Origin of the sequence: Spiroplasma endosymbiont of Cantharis nigra, assembly GCF_964019925.1 — a bacterium.
Classification (GTDB): Bacteria; Bacillota_I; Bacilli_A; order Mycoplasmatales; family Mycoplasmataceae; genus Spiroplasma_A.
Genome location: NZ_OZ026470.1, coordinates 929,299 through 953,313 on the forward strand (window position 1 = coordinate 929,299; position 24,015 = coordinate 953,313).

The following is a 24,015-nucleotide window of genomic DNA, read 5'->3' on the forward strand; positions in this document are numbered from 1 at the left end:
GTAAAATAATTATTTTTATAAACTTTTAAATAAGATTTTTTATTTTTTATATTTATAAATAAAGTTATTTTTTAATTAAATAATTATAAAAATTATAACATATTTATTGAAATCTTTATTTATAATTTTTTTGCTATATATCTATCCAATTGTTACTTCCTCTTCTAAATAACTAAAGTTCTGCTTATTTTTAGGTTTTACAAAAGCTAATAAGGTATTAGATATTCCCAATTGACCTACAAACATTGTCATTACTAACATTATTTTACTTATTACACCTAACTGAATAATTTGTTCATTAGGGAATGGTTGAAAGCCAACTGTACCAAAAGCGCTACATACATACATTATTAATTTAATAATTGTGGCCTCTGTATTTTGAGTTTCATCTGTTCTAAATAGCATTTTATTACTATCCAAATAAACAATAAATATACTTGTTGTTACAATAAAAAATGAAATAAATACTACAGCAAAGGCTCTTTTAACAGTTTCATCTGGTATTTTTCTTTTAAACACCTCAACTGATTTTTTATTTCTCATAATTGAAAATATTGCTAATACACAGATGGCAAAAGTTGTTGTTCTTATTCCCCCAGCAGTAGATGATGGTGCAGCTCCAATAAACATTCAAATAGATAATAAGTATTTACTTCCAGCAGTAAAGCTATTAACATCCACTGTTGCAAAACCAGCATTTCTAGTTGAAGAGACATTAAAAATTAAATCCATCATTCAAACATGAGTTGGTTTCCAAGCCCCACCATCAGATACTCATTTATGAGAAATATTAATCTTTTCATTTCCCAATAACTTATAAGTCTCTTGATAATGACCACTTAATAATATTTGACTTTCTTCAACAGTAAGATACTCTGTTAAAAAAACTAATATGGGTCCTAATATAAATAAAGTTATATAAGTTATAAAATTTAGTTTTGTGAATAAAGAGAATTTAACTTTTTTTCCTTGTTTTCTTGCTTTAATTTTTTTCTTAATATCATGATATGTTGGATATCCTAATCCACCTATTACTCATTGACATAAGAAAGTAATTTGAATTAAATAAGCATGTGAACTTCCTTGATTATAAGGAAGTAGTGAGTTACCACTTACAATATCAAAACCGGCATTATTTGTTGCACTTATTGAATGAAATATTGCAAATCAAAGTGACTTTCCAAAATCATTATAAGGATTTGTAACAGTTGATGGATCTAATTTATGAGTTCCTTCAAGTGAAATTGGAGTGAAATAAAATCCAAAAAATAAGACTATTGAACCTACTAACTCCAATATTAATAAAAATACAAAAGCATCTTTTATCATTTCTACAGTGTTTGATAAACTATTATTTCCTCTTTCTTTTTGAGCAATATTTTGATCATCTAAGGAAATTTTTCTTCCTATCATCACTAAAAGAGTAATTTTAATTGTAAGAATTCCAATTCCTCCAATTTGACACATTATTATTATTAGTAATTGCCCTAAAAACGAATAACCTGTATTTGTTTGCACCATAGTTATTCCTGTATCAGATATAGCACTTGAAGCTGTGAACATTCCCGTAATGAAATTTCAATGATTTTTTGAATCAACAACAACTCCCGGAATTGAAAGTAAAAAACCCCCTAATATGATAGAAAGTAAATAAGCTAAAATTATTTTTCCACTTATTCTAGAAAAAGGTAATCAGTTTTTTAACTTATTAAAGAACTTTTCATTCTTATTTTCTACACTTTTTTTTACTTCTGTCTTTTTTTTATTAGATTTACTTTTAACAATATCTTTTTCATCAGTTGAAGAATTTTTCATAAAAATAGCCTCTTTTTAAATCTATATTAAATTATACATTAAAGATTAAAAGAGTTGTATAATTAATAAGTTAGAAAGTTGGAGAAAATATGGCTAGAAAAAAAAGTTTTGCTATATTTGGAGCAAACTACTTTGGTCTATCAGTGGCACAAACACTAGATGAAAGAAAACAATTAATAAAGATTTTTGACTATGATGAAGAAAAATTAAATTTATATATTAATCAATTTGAATCAGTTGAAGGAGTTGTATTAGATGCAACAAATAAAAATGCTTTAGAAAAAAATGGTATTTCACAATATGATGGAGTTATAGTATGTTTTGGTGGAAATATGGAGTCGAGTATTTTAACAGTTCTAAATTTGATAGATTTAGGTGTTGAAAATATTATTGTTAAAGCAAGAGATGAGCGACATAAAAGAATCTTATTAGCACTTGGTCTTGAAGAAGACAAAGTTATCATTCCTGATGTTATTACAGGTAAAATGGTTGCAACAAAATCCTTATTTGATATTGAAAGTGAAGTTCAATCAATTGACAACGAATATGTTTTTACAAGTATTACTGTTTATGAAGAAGAAATTATTGATAAATCAATATTTGATGCTGGTTTAGTTTCCAATAAGGACTTTAATATTATTCAAATAAAAAGAAATGGTAAAACTATTTTACCGGATGAATATACAATTCTTAAAGAAGGAGATATTCTTGGAGTATATGCAAAAAATAATGTTGTAAATGATCTTGTTTTAAAAATTAGAGGAGAACAGGAAATAGATGAATAAAAAAGGTTAACCTTAAAATATGGTTAACCTTTTTTATAATTTTTCTTTAATTTTTTTAATTATTATTTCTGTTGCTATTGTAGGATTTACATTACCACCAGTATCTTTCATAAGTTGACCCATGATTGTTTTCTCAACTCTCTCTGGTCTTTGTTCATATTGTTCCATTATTAAATTTAGATTTTCCTTAATAATAGGGTCTAAAATTTTTTCAATTTCACTTATATTTGAAATTAACTTAAGATTATTTTCCTCTACTATATCTATAATTTCCTTATTAGTTTCAAATGCTATTGGCAATATTGTTTTAACATGCTTTGAAGAAATCATTCCCTCATCTAATAATTTTATTATTTGATTAATATCTTGTGGTCTTAATTTTGATTGAGATAATTCAATTCCATCTTTATTTAATAAAGATTTAATATCAGTTAATAAATAATTTGCAATTTTTTTAGGTTCGGAACCTAATAGAATTGTCTCTTCAAAAAACTTTACTAATGTTAGGTCAGACAAGATATAATTAGTATCTTCAATAGAAAGATTATAGTTTTCAATATATTTTTTTCTCTTTTGTGATGCTAACTCTGGAGAATTCCTAATAACCTCTTCAATTCAATTTTTATCCAATTGGATTGGGAAAATATTTGGTTCTCTAAAATATTTATAATCAATTGCATTTGATTTTTTTCTCATTAAGACAGTCTCTTGGATTGTCTCATCAAATCTTCTTGTTTCTTGATCAACAATCCCTCCAGATAACAATACTTTTGATTGTCTTTTTATTTCAAATTCAATTGATTTTTTTACATTATTTAAAGAGTTTAAATTTTTAATCTCTACTTTTGACCCTAAATGTTCATAACCATAAGGTCTTAGTGAAATATTTATATCACATCTTAAAGATCCTTCATTCATTTTTACATCACTTACTCCTAAGAATAATAATAACTCTCTCAATTGATTTACATATTCAACAGCTTCAAACGCACTTCTAATAAGAGGTTTTGAAACAATCTCAATTAGACCCACACCACTTCTATTAAAATCAATATATGTTAATTGATCTTTATGTGTTTGTTTTGCAGTATCTTCTTCAATGTGCAATCTCTCAATTTCAATAACTTTCTTTTCCCCGTTCTCTAAATTAATACTAATTTTTCCTTCTTTTCCAATAGGAAAAAACTGTTGTGTAATTTGATAACCTTTAACTAGGTCGGGATAAAAATAATTTTTTCTATCAAATCTTAAAAGAGGATCTATTTGCATATTTAAAGCATTACAAGTGAGTAATGCTAATCGTACACCTTCTTTATTTACTGATGGTAAAGTACCAGGATAACCCATATCAATTTCTGATACTTGTGAGTTAGGAGTTTCTCCATAACTTACTGGACCTAAACCAAACATTTTTGATTTAGTTTTTAACTCAATATGGTTTTCAATTCCTATAACTACTTCAAAGTTATTCATTTAAATCACCTACTTGTCTAAAATTTTTTGCAATTATATTTTCCAAGTATTTTGCTGCCTGTAGTACTTTTAAATCTTCCTTAGGTTTTGCATTTAAATTAATTCCTATTGGCATATTTTCTTGTGAAACAAAGGGTATTGTAATTGATGGCATACCATTAAAATTTGCAAGAATCAAAATATCTTCTGCAAATACAAATTCTCCCTCTCCTTTTTGTTCTACATCAACACCATAAACTTGGTCAACAGTCGGCGCTGGCTCAAAAGTTGGAGGCAATATTAATATATCCACTTTTTCATATAATTTTTCTAATGCCTCTACAATAAGTCTTCTAACTTTTTTTGATTTAGCTAAAAGTATTTCCTGATTTTCCGATTTTAACTGATAACTTCCGATTAAAAATCTTCTTTTAACAGTCTCTCCAAAACCTTCGGTTCTAGAGTTTTTTATAATTTCTTTATAATTATTTCCTTTAGCTCTTAATCCAAATTTAATTCCATCCAAATTATAATTTGAAGATACTCCCTCAGCAAAAGAAATCATCATATATGCTGCCGGTATTGCTTCAAGTAGTTTCTTATCAAATTCCAATTCAATAATTTCATGGCCCTCTGCTTTTAAAATATCATATAGTTTAAGATAATCTTTTAGAAGTTGACCCTTTAAAAGTTTATTAACATTTTTTATATAACCAAATTTTATTTTTTTATTAAAATTATTAATATTTTTTACAAACTCTTGTTTATTATCAATTGAAGTAAAATCTCTGTCATCTTTACCATAAGTTGCCTCACATAAATATGCTAAATCCTCAACATTGTTTGTGAAAAAACCTAAATGATCTAAACTAGGCGCATAAGGAATTGCTCCATATCTTGAAATAGATCCATAAGTTGGTTTGAAACCAACTATCCCTGTTAAACTAGCTGGCTTTCTAATAGAATCACCTGTATCTCCTCCAGTAGCAAATGGTACAATTCCCTTTGCAACTGCATAAGCACTTCCACTTGAACTTCCCCCAGCAATTCTATTTTTATCATGAGGATTTCTAACTTCACCATTAAATGAGAATAAACCAGTTCCACCCATTGATAATTCATCCAATGCAGCTTTTCCTATTAGTATAGAGTCTACTTGATTAAAGCATTCAGCAATTCTTGCATCATATGATGGGATATAATTAGATAAAATTTTTGAACCTGCAGTTGTTAAAATATTTTTTGTTGTGATATTGTCTTTATGAATAAAAGGAATTCCACTTAAAATATTTTCTTTATCGATTTTATTTTCTATTTCCTCTGCTTTTTGCATTGCCTCTTTTTCACATAAAGTGATTAAAAAATTACTATCCCAGTCAGCTTTTGATGAATCTAAAACACTCTTAATTAAATCAGTAGTTTTTAATTCCTTATTTACTAATTGATCATGTAATTTTTTTAATGTAGTTTTTTTAAAATTCATATTATTTAACCACCTTTACAACTGTTATAAAATCTTCAAAAGTACTAGGTGCATTTTTAAGAATTTCATCTTTTGATAAAGTTTTTGTTTCTTCATCTTCTCTCAAGTCATTTATAAAAATTTCAAAGGGATAATGAAGTTCTTCAACATTATCAGTATTAACTAGTAAAACTTTTTCAAATTTTTTTAATATACTATTTTCATATTTCAAAATATTTTGCAATTCTTTTTCTGATAAATCTAACATAGCATCATCTTGAAGCTCTTTTAATAATTCTAAATTAATTGTCATGTTTATTCTCCTATCATTTCTAAAAAATCTTCTTCTGATAAAATATTAATTCCCAACTTTTGAGCTTTTTCTAATTTACTTCCAGCCTCATTGCCTGCTAATAAAAAATCAGTTTTTTTACTTATTGTATCAATAACTTTTGCACCATACTCTTCAAGTAAATCTTTGAAATAATTTCTTGGTCTGCTCAATGTTCCTGTTATAACAAAGCTTTTCAATGTTATTTTATCATTATTTTTAGTACCTTCATTACCCAAATATTGCATATTAATTTTAAGTTTTTTTAGTTCTTCAATTAATTCTCTATTTTGTTTAATTTGAAATCAATCACAAACTGATTTAGCAACTATTGGTCCAACATCATTAACTTGTTCTAATTGATCAAAAGTTATTGAAGATATCATATCTATATTTTTAAAATTAAGTGATAATGTTTTTGCAGTTTTTTTACCAACATGTCTGATTCCTAAACCAAAAAATAATTTTTCTAAGGAATTCGTTTTTGAAGCCTCTATTGACTCTAACAAGTTATTAACAGATTTTTCACCCATCTTATCTAGTTCTATTAATTGATCTTTATATTTATGTAATTTATAAATATCAGAAACTGTATTGACAAATTTATTATTAAAAAGCTTCTCAATAATTTTTATACTCAATCCTTCAATATTCATAGCATCTCTTGAAACAAAGTGTTCCAACCCTCTAACGATTTTTCTCGGACATTGAAAGTTTATACAATATTGATCAACTTCACCATCTACTCTTTCCAGTATTGAGTTACATTGTGGACAGTTTTTTTCTTCACTTCATTTTTTTAAAGAATTATAATTATCATCTTGTATTGGCGAAATTACTTCTGGAATTATATCACCAGCTTTTTTTACTTTTACTTCTCCACCAATTCTAATATCTCGTTGAATAATAAAATCTGCATTGTGAAGTGTTGCTGCTTGTACTGTTGTTCCTGCAATTTGAACAGGTTCCAAAGCAGCATTATATGTAATTCTTCCTGTTCTTCCAACAGTTGCAAAAATATTTTTTAATTTAGTTTGCTTAGTTTCAGCAGGAAACTTAAAAGCTATAGCTCACTTTGGAGACTTTGCTGTATAACCTACTTTTTCATATAAATCAAAATCATTTATTTTAACTACAACACCATCTATTTCATATTGTAATTTTTCTCTTTGTGAAAGAATAAATTGAATATGGCTATATACATCTTCAATGCTGTTACAGATTTTACCCAAACTATTTATTTTAAAATTCATTGTTTCTAAATAATTTAAAGAATCACTGTGAGTATGAAATTTTTCTCTATCCATAAAGTAATACAAGAATGCATCAAGTTTTCTTGAAGCAGCAATTGTTGAATCAAGTTGTCTTAAAGTTCCCGCTGCAGCATTTCTTGGATTTGCAAAAATCTCTTCATTATTTAATAATCTTTGCTTGTTTAATTTTTCAAACTCAGTTTTAGATAAGAAAACTTCTCCTCTAATTTCTACATAATCATTTTTATCTGATATTGAAAGTGGAATACTTTTTATTGTTTTAACATTTGAAGTAACATCCTCACCATAAACTCCATCACCTCTAGTAACACCTTTAAACAAATTTCCATTTTTATATATTAATGAAATTGATAATCCATCTATTTTAGGCTCTACAAAAAAATTATATTTTTTATTTTCAATCTCTTTTATGATTTGATCATTAAAATTTTCTAAATCCTCTTTATTAAAGGCATTAGCCAAACTTAACATTGGCTGCTTATGTTTATATTTCTCAAACTTATTTATAACAATTCCTCCAACCTTTTGTGTAGGAGAATCTGATGTAATTAGTTCAGGATATTCTGCTTCTAATTTTATTAATTCATTTAAGCTTTTGTCATATTCTGAGTCATCAACTAAAGGTTTATCCAATACATAATAAGCATGACCTCACTTATTTAAATCTTCTTTTAATTGTCTAATTTTTTCTAAAATTTTTTTCATTAAAATACCTCCTATTAAAAATTCACTCTTGAATATTTTTTTATAATTACTACATCATTTATTTCTTCAATTGTTTTCTTTGTTCTTATAGCATAAGGCAAAGTATTTACAAATGTAAATAGTAAGACTATTAAAACCATTCCATTTGTTTCAAACATTTTTGGATAAAATGTACTTATAAATCTTACAGAAATTGGATTATAGAATGTTAAATAACTAATTAAAAATAAGTCAATAGAGTTTGTTATTAAATCATATTTAATTTTTTTTCTAAAGAAAACTCATACAAATGAACAAGTTAGTAAAGTCATTGATATTATAAAAGTTAAAAATTGTTTTGCAATATCATTCTTTATTAATGAAGTTCATATATAAATTATATTTAGAGAGTTATACTCTTCAGATAAAATGTTTTCATTAAATGCTAAAATAAATCCTGTTGATATCATCATAAAAAATAAAGGTACAAGTAAAACAGTGAATAGACTTCTTGTTTCTAAAAAAGTTTCAAATTTGACAACAAAAGAGTATCTCCTATTCATTAAGTAAGAAGCAAGTAGCATAATTAAAAGTATAAATCCAAAAATAATAACTTGCAGATATAAACTTAAAATAATATTATAAAATATGAATCCTACCATGGGGAATATTGCAATTTTTAAAATATCTTTTGTAAAGTTTTGATTAAATCTTCTTTGAATTGTAAAAATAAATGCATACAATAAAAATAATATTTGATAAGAACTATCTCAAGAAAAAGATATATATCCCCCTAATACAAATCCTATAAAAATTGGACTATACCTTTCCCTAACATTAGCTGTTGTATATCTTAATAATAATGTTGCTGCATAAAATATTAAATAGAGAAGAATCATATCACCTGTAAAAATGGAATAATCTAATCACCAGAAAATTATTCTTGTAATAATAAATGTTATAAAACTAATAATGAAAACAGTTATTCTATTATTTATTTTCATTTTTGGAGTAAAAGATTCATAAAATAAGAATAATATTGAAGTAATTATAAAAGCATCTAAAATAATTAATAATGGAACGATTAAATCCTTATACTGATATGGCTCAATATTTACCATCATTATTACTGAAAGTTGAAAAGTATATCAACCCTGAAACGGCTTAAATCCAAGAAAGTTAAATAAGGTTGAATCATTAAAAAATGATACAGGGTTATCTTTTAATCAATACAAAATAGCCAAAGTATTTTTATGTCTACTAAAATTTTCTTTTGATATATAGTTAATTGATGCATAATCAATTGCTATAAAAATAACCACTACCACTAAAAATATTAGTGAGTCAATTTTTAAAAAATTAGTGTTTAATCAAAACTTTATAAAAATAAAACAAAATAGAAGATAAATTAAAGAAATTGCAAATGTATAATACACAAAGAAAACATATGGAAGAACTGATATTAATTGCAATGGAAAAGTGAATACTGATATAAAAGTAAAATAACTAAAAAAACCTGTAGCTATTGCTACAAAGTGATTCTTAATTTTGAATTTAAAAAATTCAATGAATATTAAGCCTGATGTATAAAACATAAACAAATATAACATTGATATTCCTATTGCAATAAATATTGAAGAACTTATCATATTTTCACCTTTATAAATTATAGCACCTAGAAAGTGCTTAAAGATTCTTAAAAACTAAATAAAAAAATTGATTTATATCAATTTTATTTGCCTTTTAGAACATAAATATTTTCATTTTTTGGATTAACGTTAATTACTGTTGATTCATTAATTAGTGAAGAACTAACTGTTGTATCTTCAATACCATACATAGCATGAGAAATCTGATTTCCTTTGTCAACAATTTCATCTACATCTATTCCATATTCTTCTAAGTTTTTCTTTCTTGATTGAGAGTTTTTTCTTAAAAGAGTTTTTTGAATAATTGGAAGATTTCTTATAATACCATTAAATAGTTTAGCATTAAGAATATATGAGAATAAAATTAGAACAAAAATTGTTGATAATATTGTTCCGAAGAATAAACCAATTAGAGGAGCAATATGAGCTCCTTCTCCTGTAGCACTTCTAATATCTAAGTGTTTACTAATTAAAAATGAGTTTAATAAAATAGCAATAAATGTAGGAACAATCAATATTAAAAAATTATTTATAACATATTTTTTATTAGAGTTGTAAGTGACATATTTTCAAACATAAATTCATAAATAGCCATATCTAATAATTAAGCAAAGTAACTTAATTAAATACATACTAACAACTCCAATAACTAAACTATTAATTCCCCCAACACCAGCTGTAACTAATATAAATGGTACCAAAACAGCTGTAATTATATAAACAACCCCAATTATATTTTGAAATTTTGAAACTTCACCATATCTTCCTTTTGCCTGAATTAAAGTCATTTGACTATCACAAAGAATTGTAAATGCAGTAACTGCAGCATAAAGCATTGAAAAAATTGGTGTATAAAACATAAATTCAAAGGCCTTTGTACTTGGGTTTGTTGGGTCAGTTAAAGTAATGTTTTTACCATAAAGTGCACTAACAAAGTATGGAGATAATATAGACATATTAATAAATGTAAAGGCTGCTATTAAATAACTATATAGCTCATATTTTGCATAACTATTTCAATTGATTCTTCCTCTTCTTGCAACTAATGTAACAAAAAACTCTCTAAAAGATACAATAAAATTTGTCATTATTAGCCTAACATTTAGAGCAACAACTAAATAAAGTGAAAGCGTTGATGAAACATTTAGCCCAAAAATTACTGAAGCTATAGCAATATCTGAATTTAATAATAATGTTGACCCTAAGTTAGATCAAGTTATTTTTGAAGTTGTTGTATTTAATTTAAAGCTATTGAAATCTCGATAATATTTCAATCATAAATATTTTTTTCTAACATATAAATATATTAATAATCCCTTTACAGGAGAGTAGAGTAATATAGGAATAAATGCTATTACTGGATTACTAGCCTTTGCCAATAAATAAAAAGTTAATCCATTTACTAAAATATCTGTAAAAAGAATTGTTATTCTTCTTATAACATTTTTATTATCAGCTATAATTATAGTTTCATAAACACTAAATCAATAAGCAGAAACAAAGTTTTTTGACCCAAAGATTAAAGCAATAATCATTAATTGTCAATATGGGGCAAATTTTTCATCAGTTAAATTCAAACCAATATTAGTTCAGCTATTTGGATCAAAAATGCTACTATCTTGTGCATTTACTCCTGCATATAACGGGTAAGCAAGTGCAGTTACAGTAACTAAGACTAATCCAACAATAGCTGATCTTCTAAAACTTTTTTTTGCTGTTGAGTAAATCTCATTTGCACTAATTCAATCATTAGTTACTAATGGTTTTACAAGTAAAATTGAAGCAGCAATCCCTAAGGCTCCCTCTGCTGTTGCAATAATTGCAGAGAATGATGTTACTAAACGCACAAACCCGTTAAACTCAGTTCCAAATTTTTCCAAAACTCAGTACATTGTTAAAAATTGAATTATTGCATTTAGAGTAGAGATTGTCGTACCAACAATAACACTAAAAATACCTTGTCTTGTAGATAACATCTCAAACCTCCTAATATATTATTTTAATTTTAACATTAAAAGCTATATTTTGATTTGTATTCATTACCATTTAAATATTCTAAATGACCTTCAAAATTATTAAAAATTATCTTATAGGCAATTAGGTCAATTTCTCTTAGATGACTTCTCTTCCCACCATATCTGAAATCTTTACATATTGGAGATTTATAGAAATTACAAACGGCTCTAATTTGGTGTTTTCTACCTGTTAATATTTGAACTTCATATATATTATTTTTTTCATCAATTAACTTATTTACTTGTTCAACCTTTTTAGCATTGTTAAATTTATCAATTCTAAATTTTGCCTTTTGATTATCATTATCATATTTAATATATCCTGATATTTTTCCTGTCTGTAAATTATCATTTTCTGTTTTTGCTAAATAAAGTTTTTTGATTTTAGTTTTATTATTTAACTCATTTAAAAGAATATCCAAAGTAATTTTATTTTTTGCATAAATGACTAACCCCTTTGTTAGTTTGTCAATTCTATGAACATGACTAATGACAAAACTATTTTCCAAATCAGGATTATATTCATTTTTATTTTTCAAATAACTTTTTACCATTTGATCTAAATTTATATTCACTGGTGAATGCACTTCAAGATTAGCTGGTTTATCTACAATTACAATATTTTCATCTTCATAAACTATTTCTAGTTCAGAAAAGTCCACTTCCAAAAACTGATCTCTTTTCTCAGTTTCACTACTATCATAAATTTTAACTTCATCATTTAATTTTATTTTTTGTTTTGTATCTTTAATTTTAATATCATTAATTTTGATTTTTCCTTTTCTAAATCATTTATAAATAATAGATAAATTAGTAGATTTAAAATTTTTTTTAATAAAATTAAAGACTGTTTGATCTACATCGTTTTGATTGACTTTTATTATTGTCATAAGTAACCTCTTTTTTTCTGTTTTTAAATAATAAATAAGATTAGAATAAATGCTAATAAGTTATTTAACAAGTGCACTATTCATGAGAAAGTCATATTCCCTTTAGTAAATAAAAATACTCCTGATAATATAAAACCTGCTGAAGAATAACTAAGAATATGTTGAAAGTCAAAGCTCGGTCCGTAATGAACAAAACCGAAAAACATTGCACTTCCTACAAAACCTAATCATCTATTTGAAGCATTTAAATTGAAACAATTTCTAAGACATAACTCTTCACAAAATGGAGCAACAACAACAGTAAGTATAAATAATAAAATAATATATGTTATTTTAATTGACTTATCACTATCTCTCAGTATACCAATTAAATTTTTTTGATTCTCACTTTCTGAGGCTCCCATTAAATTTGTCTCAATTAAATTCAAAAATATAAAAGTTGAAACAAAATACAATATTACTGTACCTGCAAATCCTATTATAATAATTTCTTTTCATTTAGTTTTTAAAGTTTCTTTAAATCTTTTAAATATTTTTCTATCATAAAATATAGCCAAAATTATGATTATAACCTCTGTTAAAATCATAGTCAGAATTGAAGAAAAGGCAGATATTAATTCTTCATCATTATTTAAAGCCGAATTAATTAAAAACATTATAAGCCCAGTAAAAATAAAAACAATTTGTGGTCCTATGATTAGTAGATAAATTCAAAAATAGCCACCTTTAAAAAATCCAGGTCCATTTCTTAAAATATTAAAAACCATTCCAATAATAACTGATACTAAGTATAAGAGAGCAAAAGTTTCTTTATTATTATTACCAAACAGAGCGATAAATAGAGACAAAATAAATGGAACTATTAGAACGGAAGTTACAAAAATCATTCCATCAGTTTTATAATTTAATATATCAAATCTAAATTTTGTCTCTTCGCTTAAACCGAAGTGCTTATCTCTAAATTTGTTTACCTTTTCTTTCATTAAATCACCTTTTTAATTTTACTCCAAAAAGCCTCTAAAAAAATAAAAAACCCTAACTAATAGGGTCTTTTAAATATTTAAATTATTTAACTTCAATTATTAAATCACCTTTTTTTACTTTACCAGTTTTTAAAACTTCAAATTTTCTTCCACTCATAGAATCAGTTGTAAAAATTAATGGTGTATTCATTGAAGGTACTTTTTTAGATACCTTTGCCATATCTACGTTTACTAATAATTCTCCAGCTTTAATATTTGATCCTTGTTTTACTTTAATATCAAATCCTTCACCATTTAGTGAAACTGTATCCAAACCAATGTGCAATAATATTTCAACTCCATTTGAGTTTGCTATACCATATGCATGACCACTTGGAAAAACTGTTACAAGTTTTCCATCTATTGGTGCTACAAATTCGCCATTATCAGGAATAAATGCTATTCCATCTCCAAGCATTTTTTCTGAAAATACTTCGTCTTCTACTTTTGATAGGTCAATAATTTCACCATCAACTGGTGCAAAAACTTCTAATTTTTTATTTTTTGTGAATAATCCCATAATTTACCTTCTCCTCAAACATTATTTTACAATAAAAAAATGTTATTATTATATTTTTAAATAAAAAAAATAATTCTTACGAATTACTTGTTTTTCATTACTTCTTTAACTAATTTTAAAACCTCAGAAGAAGTCTCACATTCTAAAGCTTTATCTGCTAATTGTTTTACTTCTTTTAAAGTTAATTTTGACATAATGCTTCTAGCCTTTAAAATACTTGTTGCTGACATTGAATACGCATCAAGTCCTAAACCCATTAATAAGGGAAGAGCATCTGGTTCTCCTGCCATTTCTCCACACATTCCGGCTCATTTTCCATGTTTGTGTGCACCATCAATTGTCATTTTTAATAATCTTAAAATTGAGGGATTATATGGTTGATATAAGTAAGTAACATTTTCACTCATTCTATCAGCTGCCATTGCATATTGAATTAAATCATTTGTTCCTACTGAAAAGAAGTCCGCATGTTTAGCAAAATTTTCAGCATTGACTGCTGCTGCTGGAATTTCAACCATCATTCCAATTTGTAAACCCTTGCCAACTTTAATTCCTTCTTTTTTTAATTCTGCTTTACATTCTAATGTAAATTTTTTTGCAGCTAAAAATTCATCAATTGTTGCTATCATTGGAAACATTATTCCTACTGGACCAAAAGCACTAGCTCGTAGTAAAGCTCTTATTTGATCTCTAAAAATATCTTTTCTATCTAAAGTAAATCTAATTGCACGATATCCTAAAAATGGGTTCATTTCGTGTGGGAATGAGAAGTATGATAACTTTTTATCACCACCAATATCTAAAGTCCTAATAATAGTGATTTTACCCTTCATATCTTCAACAACTTTTTTATATGAAACGAATTGCTCTTCTTCTGTTGGAAAATGATCATTGTCCATGTATAAGAATTCACTTCTAAATAAACCTATTCCCTCTCCACCATTTTCAAGAACAGATTCTACATCCTTAGGACTTCCAATATTTCCCTCTAAAATAAAGCCATCAAAGCCATCTTTAGTTAAAGTTGGTTTATCTTTTAATTTTTTTAATTCTTCTTTTTCTTTTTCAAAATTTTCAGCCAATTTTTTTCATTGATTTTTATCTGAGGGATTAATTTCAATATCACCAGTTTCACCATTTATTGCTAAAATATCTTTATCTTTCACGTCACGTAAAATAGTTTTCAAACCTAAAACTGCAGGAATTTCTAAACTTCTTGCCATAATAGCGGCATGACTAGTTCTTCCTCCAATATTACATGCAAAACCCTTTACAAATTTTGGATTTAATTGTGCAGTTTGAGATGGAGTTAAATCTTCAGCAACAATAATAACTTCTTCACTAATTGTTGCTAAATCTGCTACAGGGAGATTTAAAACATATCTAATTAATCTTTCAGTTACATCTTTAATATCTGCAGCTCTTTCTTTAAAATATTCATCATCCATTGCTTCGAACATGGCCATATATTTATCGGTTACTTCTTTAATAGCTTTTGCAGCATTATAATTTTTATCTTTAATTAAAGTTGTAAATTCCTCTGCCATTGCTGGATCTTCCAATATTGAAGCATGAGCTTCAAAAATAGCTGCCTTTTCTTCCCCTAGTTTTTCTTTTGCAATTACTTGCAAATTTTCTAAATCAACTTTAGCCTTTGCAATTGATGAAGTTACAAGAGTTAATTCTGATTCAATATTTTTTGGTATTACATCTGAGATAATTATTGGTTGTTCATCTAATATATAAACCTTAGCGATTGATATACCATTACTTGCACCAATTCCTGACATTTTTTTAGACATTAAAATCTCTCCTTTAAAACAAATATATTATAACAAATATTGCATATATAGAGTGTAAACAGAATATAAAAAAACAACTAATTATTAGTTGTTTCTAATTTTTTTGATTTTTTATTTCTCTTATTATCAATTATTTCCTTATTTACCTTATATGTTACTTTTTTTTCTACATAAATATTATAACAACTCATAATTATAAAAATTGCTGCAAAAATAAACATTAAGGCTTGTTTTAATTTACCTAATCTTGCCTTTTGCAAAACTTGTTCAGTAAGTTTCCCATATGCCTCAATTCATTGAGCATAAGCTACCATATAATTTATTGTACTAATTAATAAAAAAAATGAAACTATTAAAATAATTGATGCACTCACAATCCTTCTAGTACCACCAGTTTTTTTTAATAAATTAAAGTGATTTAAAGTAAGTAAAAGAAGAAAAAAGAATCAACCAAAATAACTTCAAAGATTTTGATATGTAAATAAAATAAAAGTATAATCAAAATCTCATAAAATTTTAGCCTCATAATTCTCTATTTGTTTTTGTGCAAAATAAATTGAACCTTCCTTTTTACCAATTAGATTTAATTTTATAAGGTTTCCACTTTCAGTTTCAAATACCATAGGCATAAAAAATAATATAAGAATTGAAAGTAAAGACAAAATTAAATATAAAATAAATGTAGTTTTTCAATTATTTTTAGCATTAAAAATATTTTTAATTTTTATCATTTTAACTTTCCCCCTTATCTACTTCATATAAATCCTTAAATAAACCTTCTTTTTTTATTAAATCGTTAAAGGTTCCAACTTGCACAATTTTTTTGAATGAATCTAATACAAAAATTTTGTCATAATTTTTAATTGTAGTTAATCTATGTGCTATTGTTATTGTAGTTTTTCCTATTATTAATTTATCGAGTTCAATAGAGATCTCCTTCTCAACTAAATTATCTAAAGCACTTGTAGCTTCATCTAAAATAATTAAGCTTGGATTCTTTAAAAATGTTCTTGCGATAACAAGTCTTTGTTTTTGACCACCTGATAATTGTTTTCCTCTTTCAAATAAAAATGTATCATACTGATTTTCTCAACTCATTATTAGATCATGAAGTTTGGCCTTTTGACAAGCTTCTATTATTTCATCATCAGTGGCATCATTTTTAACATAGAGTAAATTTTCTTTAATAGTTCCTGAAAGAATTTGTGGTTCTTGATCTACATAACCAATATTTTGAAGTCAGTTTTTTAAATCTATATCTTTTAATTCCATATCACCATTTACTTTGATTGAACCTTCATAATTTTCATAAAATCTTAAAAGTAATCTTGTAACTGTAGATTTACCACATCCTGAGGGTCCAACAAATGCATATGATTTTCCTTTTTCAAAACTTATTGATAAATTATTAAGAATATTATTTTCAGGAGAAGTTGGATAAGCAAAAGAAACATTTTCAAAAACAATGCTTTCTATTTCTTTTTTTTCAATAAATTTAGGTTCTTTAATATCAACTATGTTATCTTCATCATTTACAATACTTGCTATATTTTGAGATGATTTATTTGTTGAACTGATACTTTGGAGAATTGTATTTAATTGAAATATTGGTGTTACCATAACAAAAATACCTGCAGTAAATGTAGAAAAAACAGTTATTAATTTACTTGTATCTGAAGCATAAATGAAAACTCCAAAAACTATTGATGATAAAGTTAGACACCCTACAGCTCCAATTATAATTCCCGGAATTATAGATATTGCAAAATTTAATTTTTTATTATACTTATTTTGCTTTTCATTTTCTTCACTAAAATGTTCAATTTCTTTTTCTCATGTTCCTGTTGATTTAATTAATCTTATTGCAGATATTTTTTCAGTAATCTCAGAGTCACTTTTTGATTTGGCCTCCATACTTTTTTTTACTGGTTTTGCAATAAGTAAAACTACAAATAAAGCAATTAACATTACTCCTAGTATTAAGCTAAACATTAATATTGAAATTAATTTATCAATATAAACTAGCATTGCTGTAGATCCAATTGTTGAAAAAACTATAAATAATAAAATTATTGGAGCAACTTTTAATTGTTCAGAAATATTTTTGCAATCTTTAACTATTGTTTCAGTAATTTTTCCTTGAGAGTTTTTATTATAAAAGTCTACATTTTTTGTTAATAATGATTTAATTAATTTATTTTTTAAATCAGTTTGAGCTTCCTCACTAATAATTCCACAAAAACAATAAGCTATATACATACAAATTATTACAAATACTATTGTTGCCAAAAGAATATATACTCATTGAATTTTTGTAATATAAAGTTCGAAAAAGATAGCAACCACATTTTTACCATCATAACTTAAATAATCAAAATAAAATTTTTGTAAAATATTATTAATAAGTTCCTTTGGCATTTCTAAATCATTGCTCAAAATAAATTCTTCAATTTGGTTAAAAATTTCTTTTTGATCTTCTTCAATAAATGGAATTAAACCTTTTATAATTTCAGATAATAATTCTTTATTATTTAAAGTCTCTATTAAAGATTCTCCAATTAAAATAGAGGTTATTTGCCTTGCTATTAGTATGTTAAAAACAGAAAGACAAGAAACCAAAATTATAAAAGCTATTGCAAAAAGAGATTTTACTTTATGTTTTTTTCAATAAAAAAACCAGAGTCCAAAAAAGCCTTTGCTTTTTTTAAATTCTGTTTTTTCTTTATATTCAATTAAAGATTCATCATCTATGTATCTTACAAAAAAATCTTTATTCATTTACTTATTTTACCTTTTTATATTTTTGACTTTCCTGATCAAATTAAGTAAGCCAGATAGTTTAAACCAAATGATAATAATAAGTATATCATATAAATTACAGGCACATTATAACCAATTTTTTTCTTTAAGTTAACTTTTGAAAAAATAGGACTTAAAGGTTCATTGCCTTTGTTTTCTCTTAAATCATACTTAGCTAAATCTGTATAGTTAGAATAACCTGTTGTTATTCCTGTATATGATAAGACAGAAGCAGAAAACATTAGGTCTTTATTTAAAGAACTTCCAAATAATTGACTATGCATTGATGAAAAATGTTGAAAAATATTAATATTATTTTTTAGAATAGATTCATTTGTCCAATTTTGATATGTATCATAAGCTTCATAAGGAGTCTTGAACATATTTCCATCTTCTGCAGAACCAGAAGTTCAATCCGCATTATAAAGTTCTCCTCTTCAAAACATATTATTTAGTCATGCTTCTGTAATAATGTTATTAATAATTAATAGTTCTGGGTATCTTAGGTAAACTTTATATATCTCATCATTTTCTTCTATATCATTATTACTAATTGAAGTAGATAAATGACTAAAATTACTTGCAAATACATAAGTGCTATCATCAAAAAGGTCTCTCGTTGCTGATAAAGCAAAAACATACTTAGAGTAAATTGAATTTGTTCAATTCAATAAAGAGCTATATTTCTTTGTAGTTTCTTGTTTTTTTAGTCATTTAATTAATGGTGATAAATTATGAAATTTAAATTCACTCTCATAATCAAAATCTATATAACTGCCTTGATAACCTGGGCTTGATATAGTAGGTTTATTATTATCTGATTTCATACCTTGATAAATAGTTTGATAAATCTCATCCAAAATTTTAAAAATCTCTGTATTTTGTAAAACTGGTATTGGTTTTATTTCATCAGTCTCAATTTCTTCATCCTCTTGAAAATAAACGCTTGGTGCTCCCCCATATAATGCAGCCATTAAAGTATTATAAGTTTGACCTTGTTCTTTGCCCAATTTTAATAATTTATAATAATTAATATCTTGAGCATTTAAAGTTTCTATGTTCAAATTTTTTTGAACCTCACTTAAAAAAATTGAATTATTTTGATTATCTACTGAGTCTACAAAGATTGAATTAACTGATTCATCATTTTTAAATGTTTCATAAAATGATTTAGAAATATTTATTTTCAGATTTGTTTTCATAACTGAAATATTATTAATAGGTTTTGAAAACTCTATAATTGATGGTATTGAAGTAAACATTGATGATAAGCAAAGAATCATTGCTATCATTATATTTAACATTACACTTCAAGCAATAGAACAAATAATTGTTACTAAAAATACAATAGGACTTCAAGCAATAGTTAGAAAAAAATAAAATATACAATTGCTTAAAATAATACCTGATATTAAATCAAATTTAAAAACAATTGATGAAGATATAATTATTTTTATAATTGAATTTATAACTGCAACTCCACCAACAAAACTAATAAATACAAATCATCTTAGCAAAAAAGATTTTTGAAATTTAATACCAGATCTTGTTTCAATATTTTGAATACCATCCTGCATTTGTTTCTTTATTAATTCCGTCGAGATTATAACCATAAATACTATAAAGAAAAATACTTCACATATAAATGATATTGAGACAAATATAACTCCAATAGTAATAGCATTAAAAGGAGTTTTTAATAAACCTGCTGTGCTTGAAGAAAAGATAAAAGTTACAATAATTGAAATTATAGCTGTAGATAAAACTGCTTTATTTCTTATCAAACGTTTAAGATTAATAAGAAATAAAGTTCTAAATCCATTAAATTCTTTTACTTTCTTACTCTTTGAAGCTTTAATTTTAATTGCTTCCATATTAAACCACCATTTCCTTATTCATATAAATTTCTTTTAAAAGTTTCTCACCATTATTTTTTTCAGCCATTATTTCCTTATATAATTTTGCAATTGATTCACTTTTATTATCAAAATCTTTTTCCAAAACTACTTCTCCATCTCTTATAAAAACAACATAATTTGCAACTTCTTGTAACTCTTCTAAGATATGACTAGTAATTAAGATTGTCACTCCTATTCGAGAAAGTTCATGAAGAATATTCATAAAAGATAATTTAGCTTCAACATCAACATTTGCTGTTGGTTCATCAAAAACAATATATTCAGGTGCTCTTACAAGTACACTTGCCATAATTGCCCTTTTCTTTCAACCAGCACTTAAACTTTTAATTTTTTTATTTTTATATGGTTCTAACGAAAGCATTTTAAAAACCTTATCAGCATTTTCTTTGGCTGCATTTTTGGATATATTATTAACTGCACAAATATATGCAACATAGTCTTTTAATTTCATATTTAAAGGAACACTATTTGAATCTGGGAAAAAAGCGATTCTTTGAAGATTTTGCTCTTCAAAGATACTTTTACCATCCATTAATATTTCTCCTTGCTCTAATTTTAATTCTCCGAAAAGAGCCTTAATTGTTGTAGTTTTACCTGCACCATTATCACCTACAAAAGCTACTACTGAACCTTTTTTAATTGTAAAACTAACTTGGTTTATAACAAAACCACCTAAGTCTCTTGTAATATTTTTTACTTCTATCATATTAAAACTCCTTTCTATAATTTAGCTTTCTTATCAAAAATTAAATATCCAACATAACCAAATGGCATAATAATTACAATATAACAAAAGTAAGCAAGTGGTATTATGAATGATGTTCTTTTCTTGATCTTGTTTTTTTCATAAACCGGTTTCATAGAAGAACCTCTTGACTGATTTTCTGAACTAGAATTCTCAAAATCAAAAATATTTTTTATACTTAAAAATTGACCTTGAAAGAAAACAGTACCTGTTGAATTATATGAATCATTTAATAAGTTAGATGAAAATAATCCAGTTGACATTGCTGTAAAGTGTCTAGATATATCGGTAGTTAAAGTATTAGATTTTTTAGAAATATTAAAGTAAGAATATAGTCCATCGTCAATAGTTACAGCTTTATTATCTCGTGATATTGGCCTAACAACATCAAACTCCATTGACTCTTTTCATAAATTTATAATTAATGCATTAATAATTGTTAATTCAGGAAATTTTTTATAGACTTTAGCCATTTCATTATTTTGCTCTATAATTTTATTATTTTGGCAAACTTCTAAATTTGTTTTACCATCTTCATCTCTTAAAGTTAAATTACAAAAATCATCAGCGAAATTATCATTAAAATTTTCTTGACCATATTCATATACTTTTTTTCAAGAGAAAAAATCAAAGTTTTTATCATAACTTAAACCTTTACTATTTACAAGAGTTAAATCAAATATTTCATTATAAATTTTATCGTTTGAAAAATATGAATCGTTATTATCAGCAATAATTGAGGTCTTGTATTTATTATAAAAATTTTTAATAAATACAAGTATATTTGAATACTCTGGCAATTTCTCAGAAATTTGATTTACAAAATTATCTATATTTATATCCTTGGATTCTACTCTGTTGGCGTTATAATATTGAGATTCACCCTTTACGAATAATGAAGGAACCTCGTTTTCATTTTCAGAAATAAGTACATCCTTATTCTCAAGTGTAGTTTTATTTATTTTTTCAATTATTTTTCAAATAGGTGTTCTTTCCAATAAATATTGTTGATCTACTTCATTGTTTGCTCCAAAAATATTATAGTTATAATAAACTTGACCAAATCCAATATTTTTAAGAAGAATATGTGTCGCCTTTTCATAATTAAAGTTTCCATTATCACTAAACTCATTTTTACTTAAATATCTTTTTGAGTTTCATCCAGGAAAAAAATCTTCTGTAGGAACAATTTTATATGAAAATTTTTTATTAGCCTTATCTTCAATCTCAACAGTTTCTTCATACTGCTTTAAAGGATCTAAAATATTAATCAAGTAACTATTCATTCCATGTAAAGACAATGAATTACCATTACCATCATCGTCATTAAATAATTCCTTATCTTTTTTAAAAGTATTATAAAAGTCTTGTGCAGAAAGCATTTTAATATTTGTTTTTCAATTATCCACTTTTGTGGTGCTCATAATAAATTTAAGTGAAGCAAACATTGGTGCTAATCCTACAGTAATCATAAATATCATTGAGAATAAAGTTGCAAGTGATGTTTTAAAAATTACCATTATCAAAGATATAAAAATAGTTGAAAATAATGCTAAAAAATAAAAGAAGAACGTTTGTGAATAATGTAAATTAAAGAATAATGTACTATTATTTAAACTAATCAAATTTAAAAATATAGCAAATAATAAAGGTATTGTTATATAAATGCAAGCTACAGTAAAAGTAATAAGAATTCTGATTAAATAAGATTTTCAGGTTTTATATCCAGCTCTTAATTCAATAGATGATATACCATCTTTGACTTGTCTTTTAAATAGATAAAGTGAGTTTAATAATATATGAAAAATTAATGATGTTGCACCTACTAGAAATGTAAAGTATTTTAATGATGAATAACTTGCTATATCTGAAGTTTTAATAATTTTTGTATATTCGACTATAAAAAATATTATTGTTGCCAATGTAAATATTATTCCACTTATAATTGACCCAACATTTTTCATACTCAATTTTAAATTAATTGAATAAAGTAAAGTAAAATTTTTAAAATTTTTCTTTTTTAAGTTTTTATCTACTACAATTTTTTCCATATTATCCATTTTCCTCTTTATTTCGATATAAATCTCTAAGAATATTCAAATCCTTAATTGGTTCATTCATATGTTTTTTATAAATATCCATTATGTGTTCTTTTTTTCTATCGAAGTCATTTGCATACACGATTTGTCCTTTTTTAATTAATACAAGATAATCAGCAAGTTCTTGTAATTCTTCGATTATATGACTTGTAATTAAAATTGTTATTCCCACTTTTGATAGGAGTTTAAAAATATTCATAAAGTATAATTTTGATTCAACATCAACATTTGCTGTTGGTTCATCAAAAATAATATACTCTGGTGATCTAACCAAAACACTTGCCATAATAGCTTTCTTTTTTCAACCTGACGATAATTCTTTTATTTTTTTATCTTTATATGGTCTAAGTTCTAATAATCTATATACGTTATCAATGCTTAAATCTGTTCTATTTTTATCCATATTATTTGCAGCACAAATATAATGTAAATATTCATGAACTCTTATATCCAAAGGCACATTATTTGAATCTGGAAAAAAAGCCACCTTTGAAAGGTTATTATTTTTAAATAGACTTTGTCCATCAATTAAAACCTCGCCACTATCTAATTTAAGTTCACCAAAAAGTGCTTTTATTGTTGTTGTTTTACCGGCACCATTATCACCTACGAAAGCTACTACTGAACCTTTTTTAATTGTAAAACTAACATCTTTTAACCCAAAATTCCCTAATTTTCTGGTTATATTTTTTATTTCAATCATAACATTCCCCTTTACAACTATTGTAAATTAATTAAACTGCTTTTTTAAT

18 protein-coding genes are annotated in these 24,015 nt (G+C 25.4%); 1 reads left to right on the plus strand and 17 read right to left on the minus strand.

Going from position 1 to position 24,015, the window contains the following annotated elements:
* Positions 1 to 141: 141 nt before the first annotated feature.
* Entirely contained in the window at positions 142 to 1,815 is a 1,674-nt protein-coding gene (locus AACL04_RS04050; protein ID WP_339029763.1) for a TrkH family potassium uptake protein, read from the minus strand.
* Between the two features lie 89 nt (positions 1,816 to 1,904).
* Between AACL04_RS04050 and AACL04_RS04055 the strand changes: the two genes are divergently transcribed.
* The gene (locus AACL04_RS04055; RefSeq protein WP_339029765.1) at positions 1,905 to 2,600 is read left to right on the plus strand and encodes a TrkA family potassium uptake protein; all 696 of its coding nucleotides are present in this window, start codon (positions 1,905 to 1,907) and stop codon (positions 2,598 to 2,600) included.
* 33 nt (positions 2,601 to 2,633) lie between these two features.
* On the opposite strand, the gene gatB is transcribed toward AACL04_RS04055, so the two are convergent.
* From gatB to AACL04_RS04135, 16 genes are all read right to left on the minus strand, one after another.
* On the minus strand, positions 2,634 to 4,073 hold the full coding sequence (gene gatB / locus AACL04_RS04060) for an Asp-tRNA(Asn)/Glu-tRNA(Gln) amidotransferase subunit GatB (protein ID WP_339029767.1): 1,440 nt from the start codon (positions 4,071 to 4,073) through the stop codon (positions 2,634 to 2,636).
* On the minus strand, positions 4,066 to 5,535 hold the full coding sequence (locus tag AACL04_RS04065) for an amidase family protein (protein WP_339029769.1): 1,470 nt from the start codon (positions 5,533 to 5,535) through the stop codon (positions 4,066 to 4,068). Before AACL04_RS04065 ends, gatB begins: the two co-directional genes overlap by 8 nt.
* 1 nt (position 5,536) lies before the next feature.
* Positions 5,537 to 5,827, minus strand: a complete 291-nt coding sequence (gatC, locus tag AACL04_RS04070; RefSeq protein ID WP_339029771.1) for an Asp-tRNA(Asn)/Glu-tRNA(Gln) amidotransferase subunit GatC — start codon at positions 5,825 to 5,827, stop codon at positions 5,537 to 5,539.
* Positions 5,828 to 5,829: 2 nt separating this feature from the next.
* Positions 5,830 to 7,824, minus strand: coding sequence for an NAD-dependent DNA ligase LigA (gene ligA / locus AACL04_RS04075; RefSeq protein ID WP_339029773.1), 1,995 nt, complete (start codon positions 7,822 to 7,824; stop codon positions 5,830 to 5,832).
* A 14-nt stretch (positions 7,825 to 7,838) separates the two neighbouring features.
* Positions 7,839 to 9,452 (minus strand): hypothetical protein, encoded by a 1,614-nt coding sequence (locus AACL04_RS04080; RefSeq protein ID WP_339029775.1) that lies wholly within the window; start codon positions 9,450 to 9,452, stop codon positions 7,839 to 7,841.
* A gap of 83 nt (positions 9,453 to 9,535) precedes the next feature.
* Positions 9,536 to 11,428: a hypothetical protein gene (locus AACL04_RS04085; RefSeq protein ID WP_339029777.1), complete on the minus strand. Its 1,893-nt coding sequence runs from the start codon at positions 11,426 to 11,428 to the stop codon at positions 9,536 to 9,538.
* Between the two features lie 35 nt (positions 11,429 to 11,463).
* Positions 11,464 to 12,357: a pseudouridine synthase gene (locus AACL04_RS04090; protein ID WP_339029779.1), complete on the minus strand. Its 894-nt coding sequence runs from the start codon at positions 12,355 to 12,357 to the stop codon at positions 11,464 to 11,466.
* Between the two features lie 23 nt (positions 12,358 to 12,380).
* On the minus strand, positions 12,381 to 13,340 hold the full coding sequence (locus AACL04_RS04095; protein ID WP_339029781.1) for a CPBP family intramembrane glutamic endopeptidase: 960 nt from the start codon (positions 13,338 to 13,340) through the stop codon (positions 12,381 to 12,383).
* A gap of 82 nt (positions 13,341 to 13,422) precedes the next feature.
* Positions 13,423 to 13,899 (minus strand): PTS glucose transporter subunit IIA, encoded by a 477-nt coding sequence (locus tag AACL04_RS04100; RefSeq protein ID WP_339029782.1) that lies wholly within the window; start codon positions 13,897 to 13,899, stop codon positions 13,423 to 13,425.
* Positions 13,900 to 13,982: 83 nt separating this feature from the next.
* Positions 13,983 to 15,701: a phosphoenolpyruvate--protein phosphotransferase gene (ptsP, locus tag AACL04_RS04105; RefSeq protein ID WP_339029784.1), complete on the minus strand. Its 1,719-nt coding sequence runs from the start codon at positions 15,699 to 15,701 to the stop codon at positions 13,983 to 13,985.
* A gap of 77 nt (positions 15,702 to 15,778) precedes the next feature.
* Positions 15,779 to 16,432, minus strand: a complete 654-nt coding sequence (locus AACL04_RS04110) for a hypothetical protein (protein WP_339029786.1) — start codon at positions 16,430 to 16,432, stop codon at positions 15,779 to 15,781.
* A gap of 1 nt (position 16,433) precedes the next feature.
* Positions 16,434 to 18,479 (minus strand): ABC transporter ATP-binding protein, encoded by a 2,046-nt coding sequence (locus tag AACL04_RS04115; protein ID WP_339029788.1) that lies wholly within the window; start codon positions 18,477 to 18,479, stop codon positions 16,434 to 16,436.
* 17 nt (positions 18,480 to 18,496) lie between these two features.
* Positions 18,497 to 20,374 carry a hypothetical protein gene (locus AACL04_RS04120; RefSeq protein ID WP_339029790.1) on the minus strand — a complete coding sequence of 626 codons (1,878 nt, stop codon included), beginning with the start codon at positions 20,372 to 20,374 and terminating at the stop codon, positions 18,497 to 18,499.
* 1 nt (position 20,375) lies between these two features.
* Entirely contained in the window at positions 20,376 to 21,125 is a 750-nt protein-coding gene (locus AACL04_RS04125; RefSeq protein ID WP_339029792.1) for an ABC transporter ATP-binding protein, read from the minus strand.
* Between the two features lie 14 nt (positions 21,126 to 21,139).
* Positions 21,140 to 23,215: a hypothetical protein gene (locus AACL04_RS04130; protein WP_339029794.1), complete on the minus strand. Its 2,076-nt coding sequence runs from the start codon at positions 23,213 to 23,215 to the stop codon at positions 21,140 to 21,142.
* A 1-nt stretch (position 23,216) separates the two neighbouring features.
* Complete coding sequence (locus tag AACL04_RS04135) at positions 23,217 to 23,966, minus strand: ABC transporter ATP-binding protein (protein ID WP_339029796.1); 750 nt, start codon at positions 23,964 to 23,966, stop codon at positions 23,217 to 23,219.
* Positions 23,967 to 24,015: the final 49 nt, after the last annotated feature.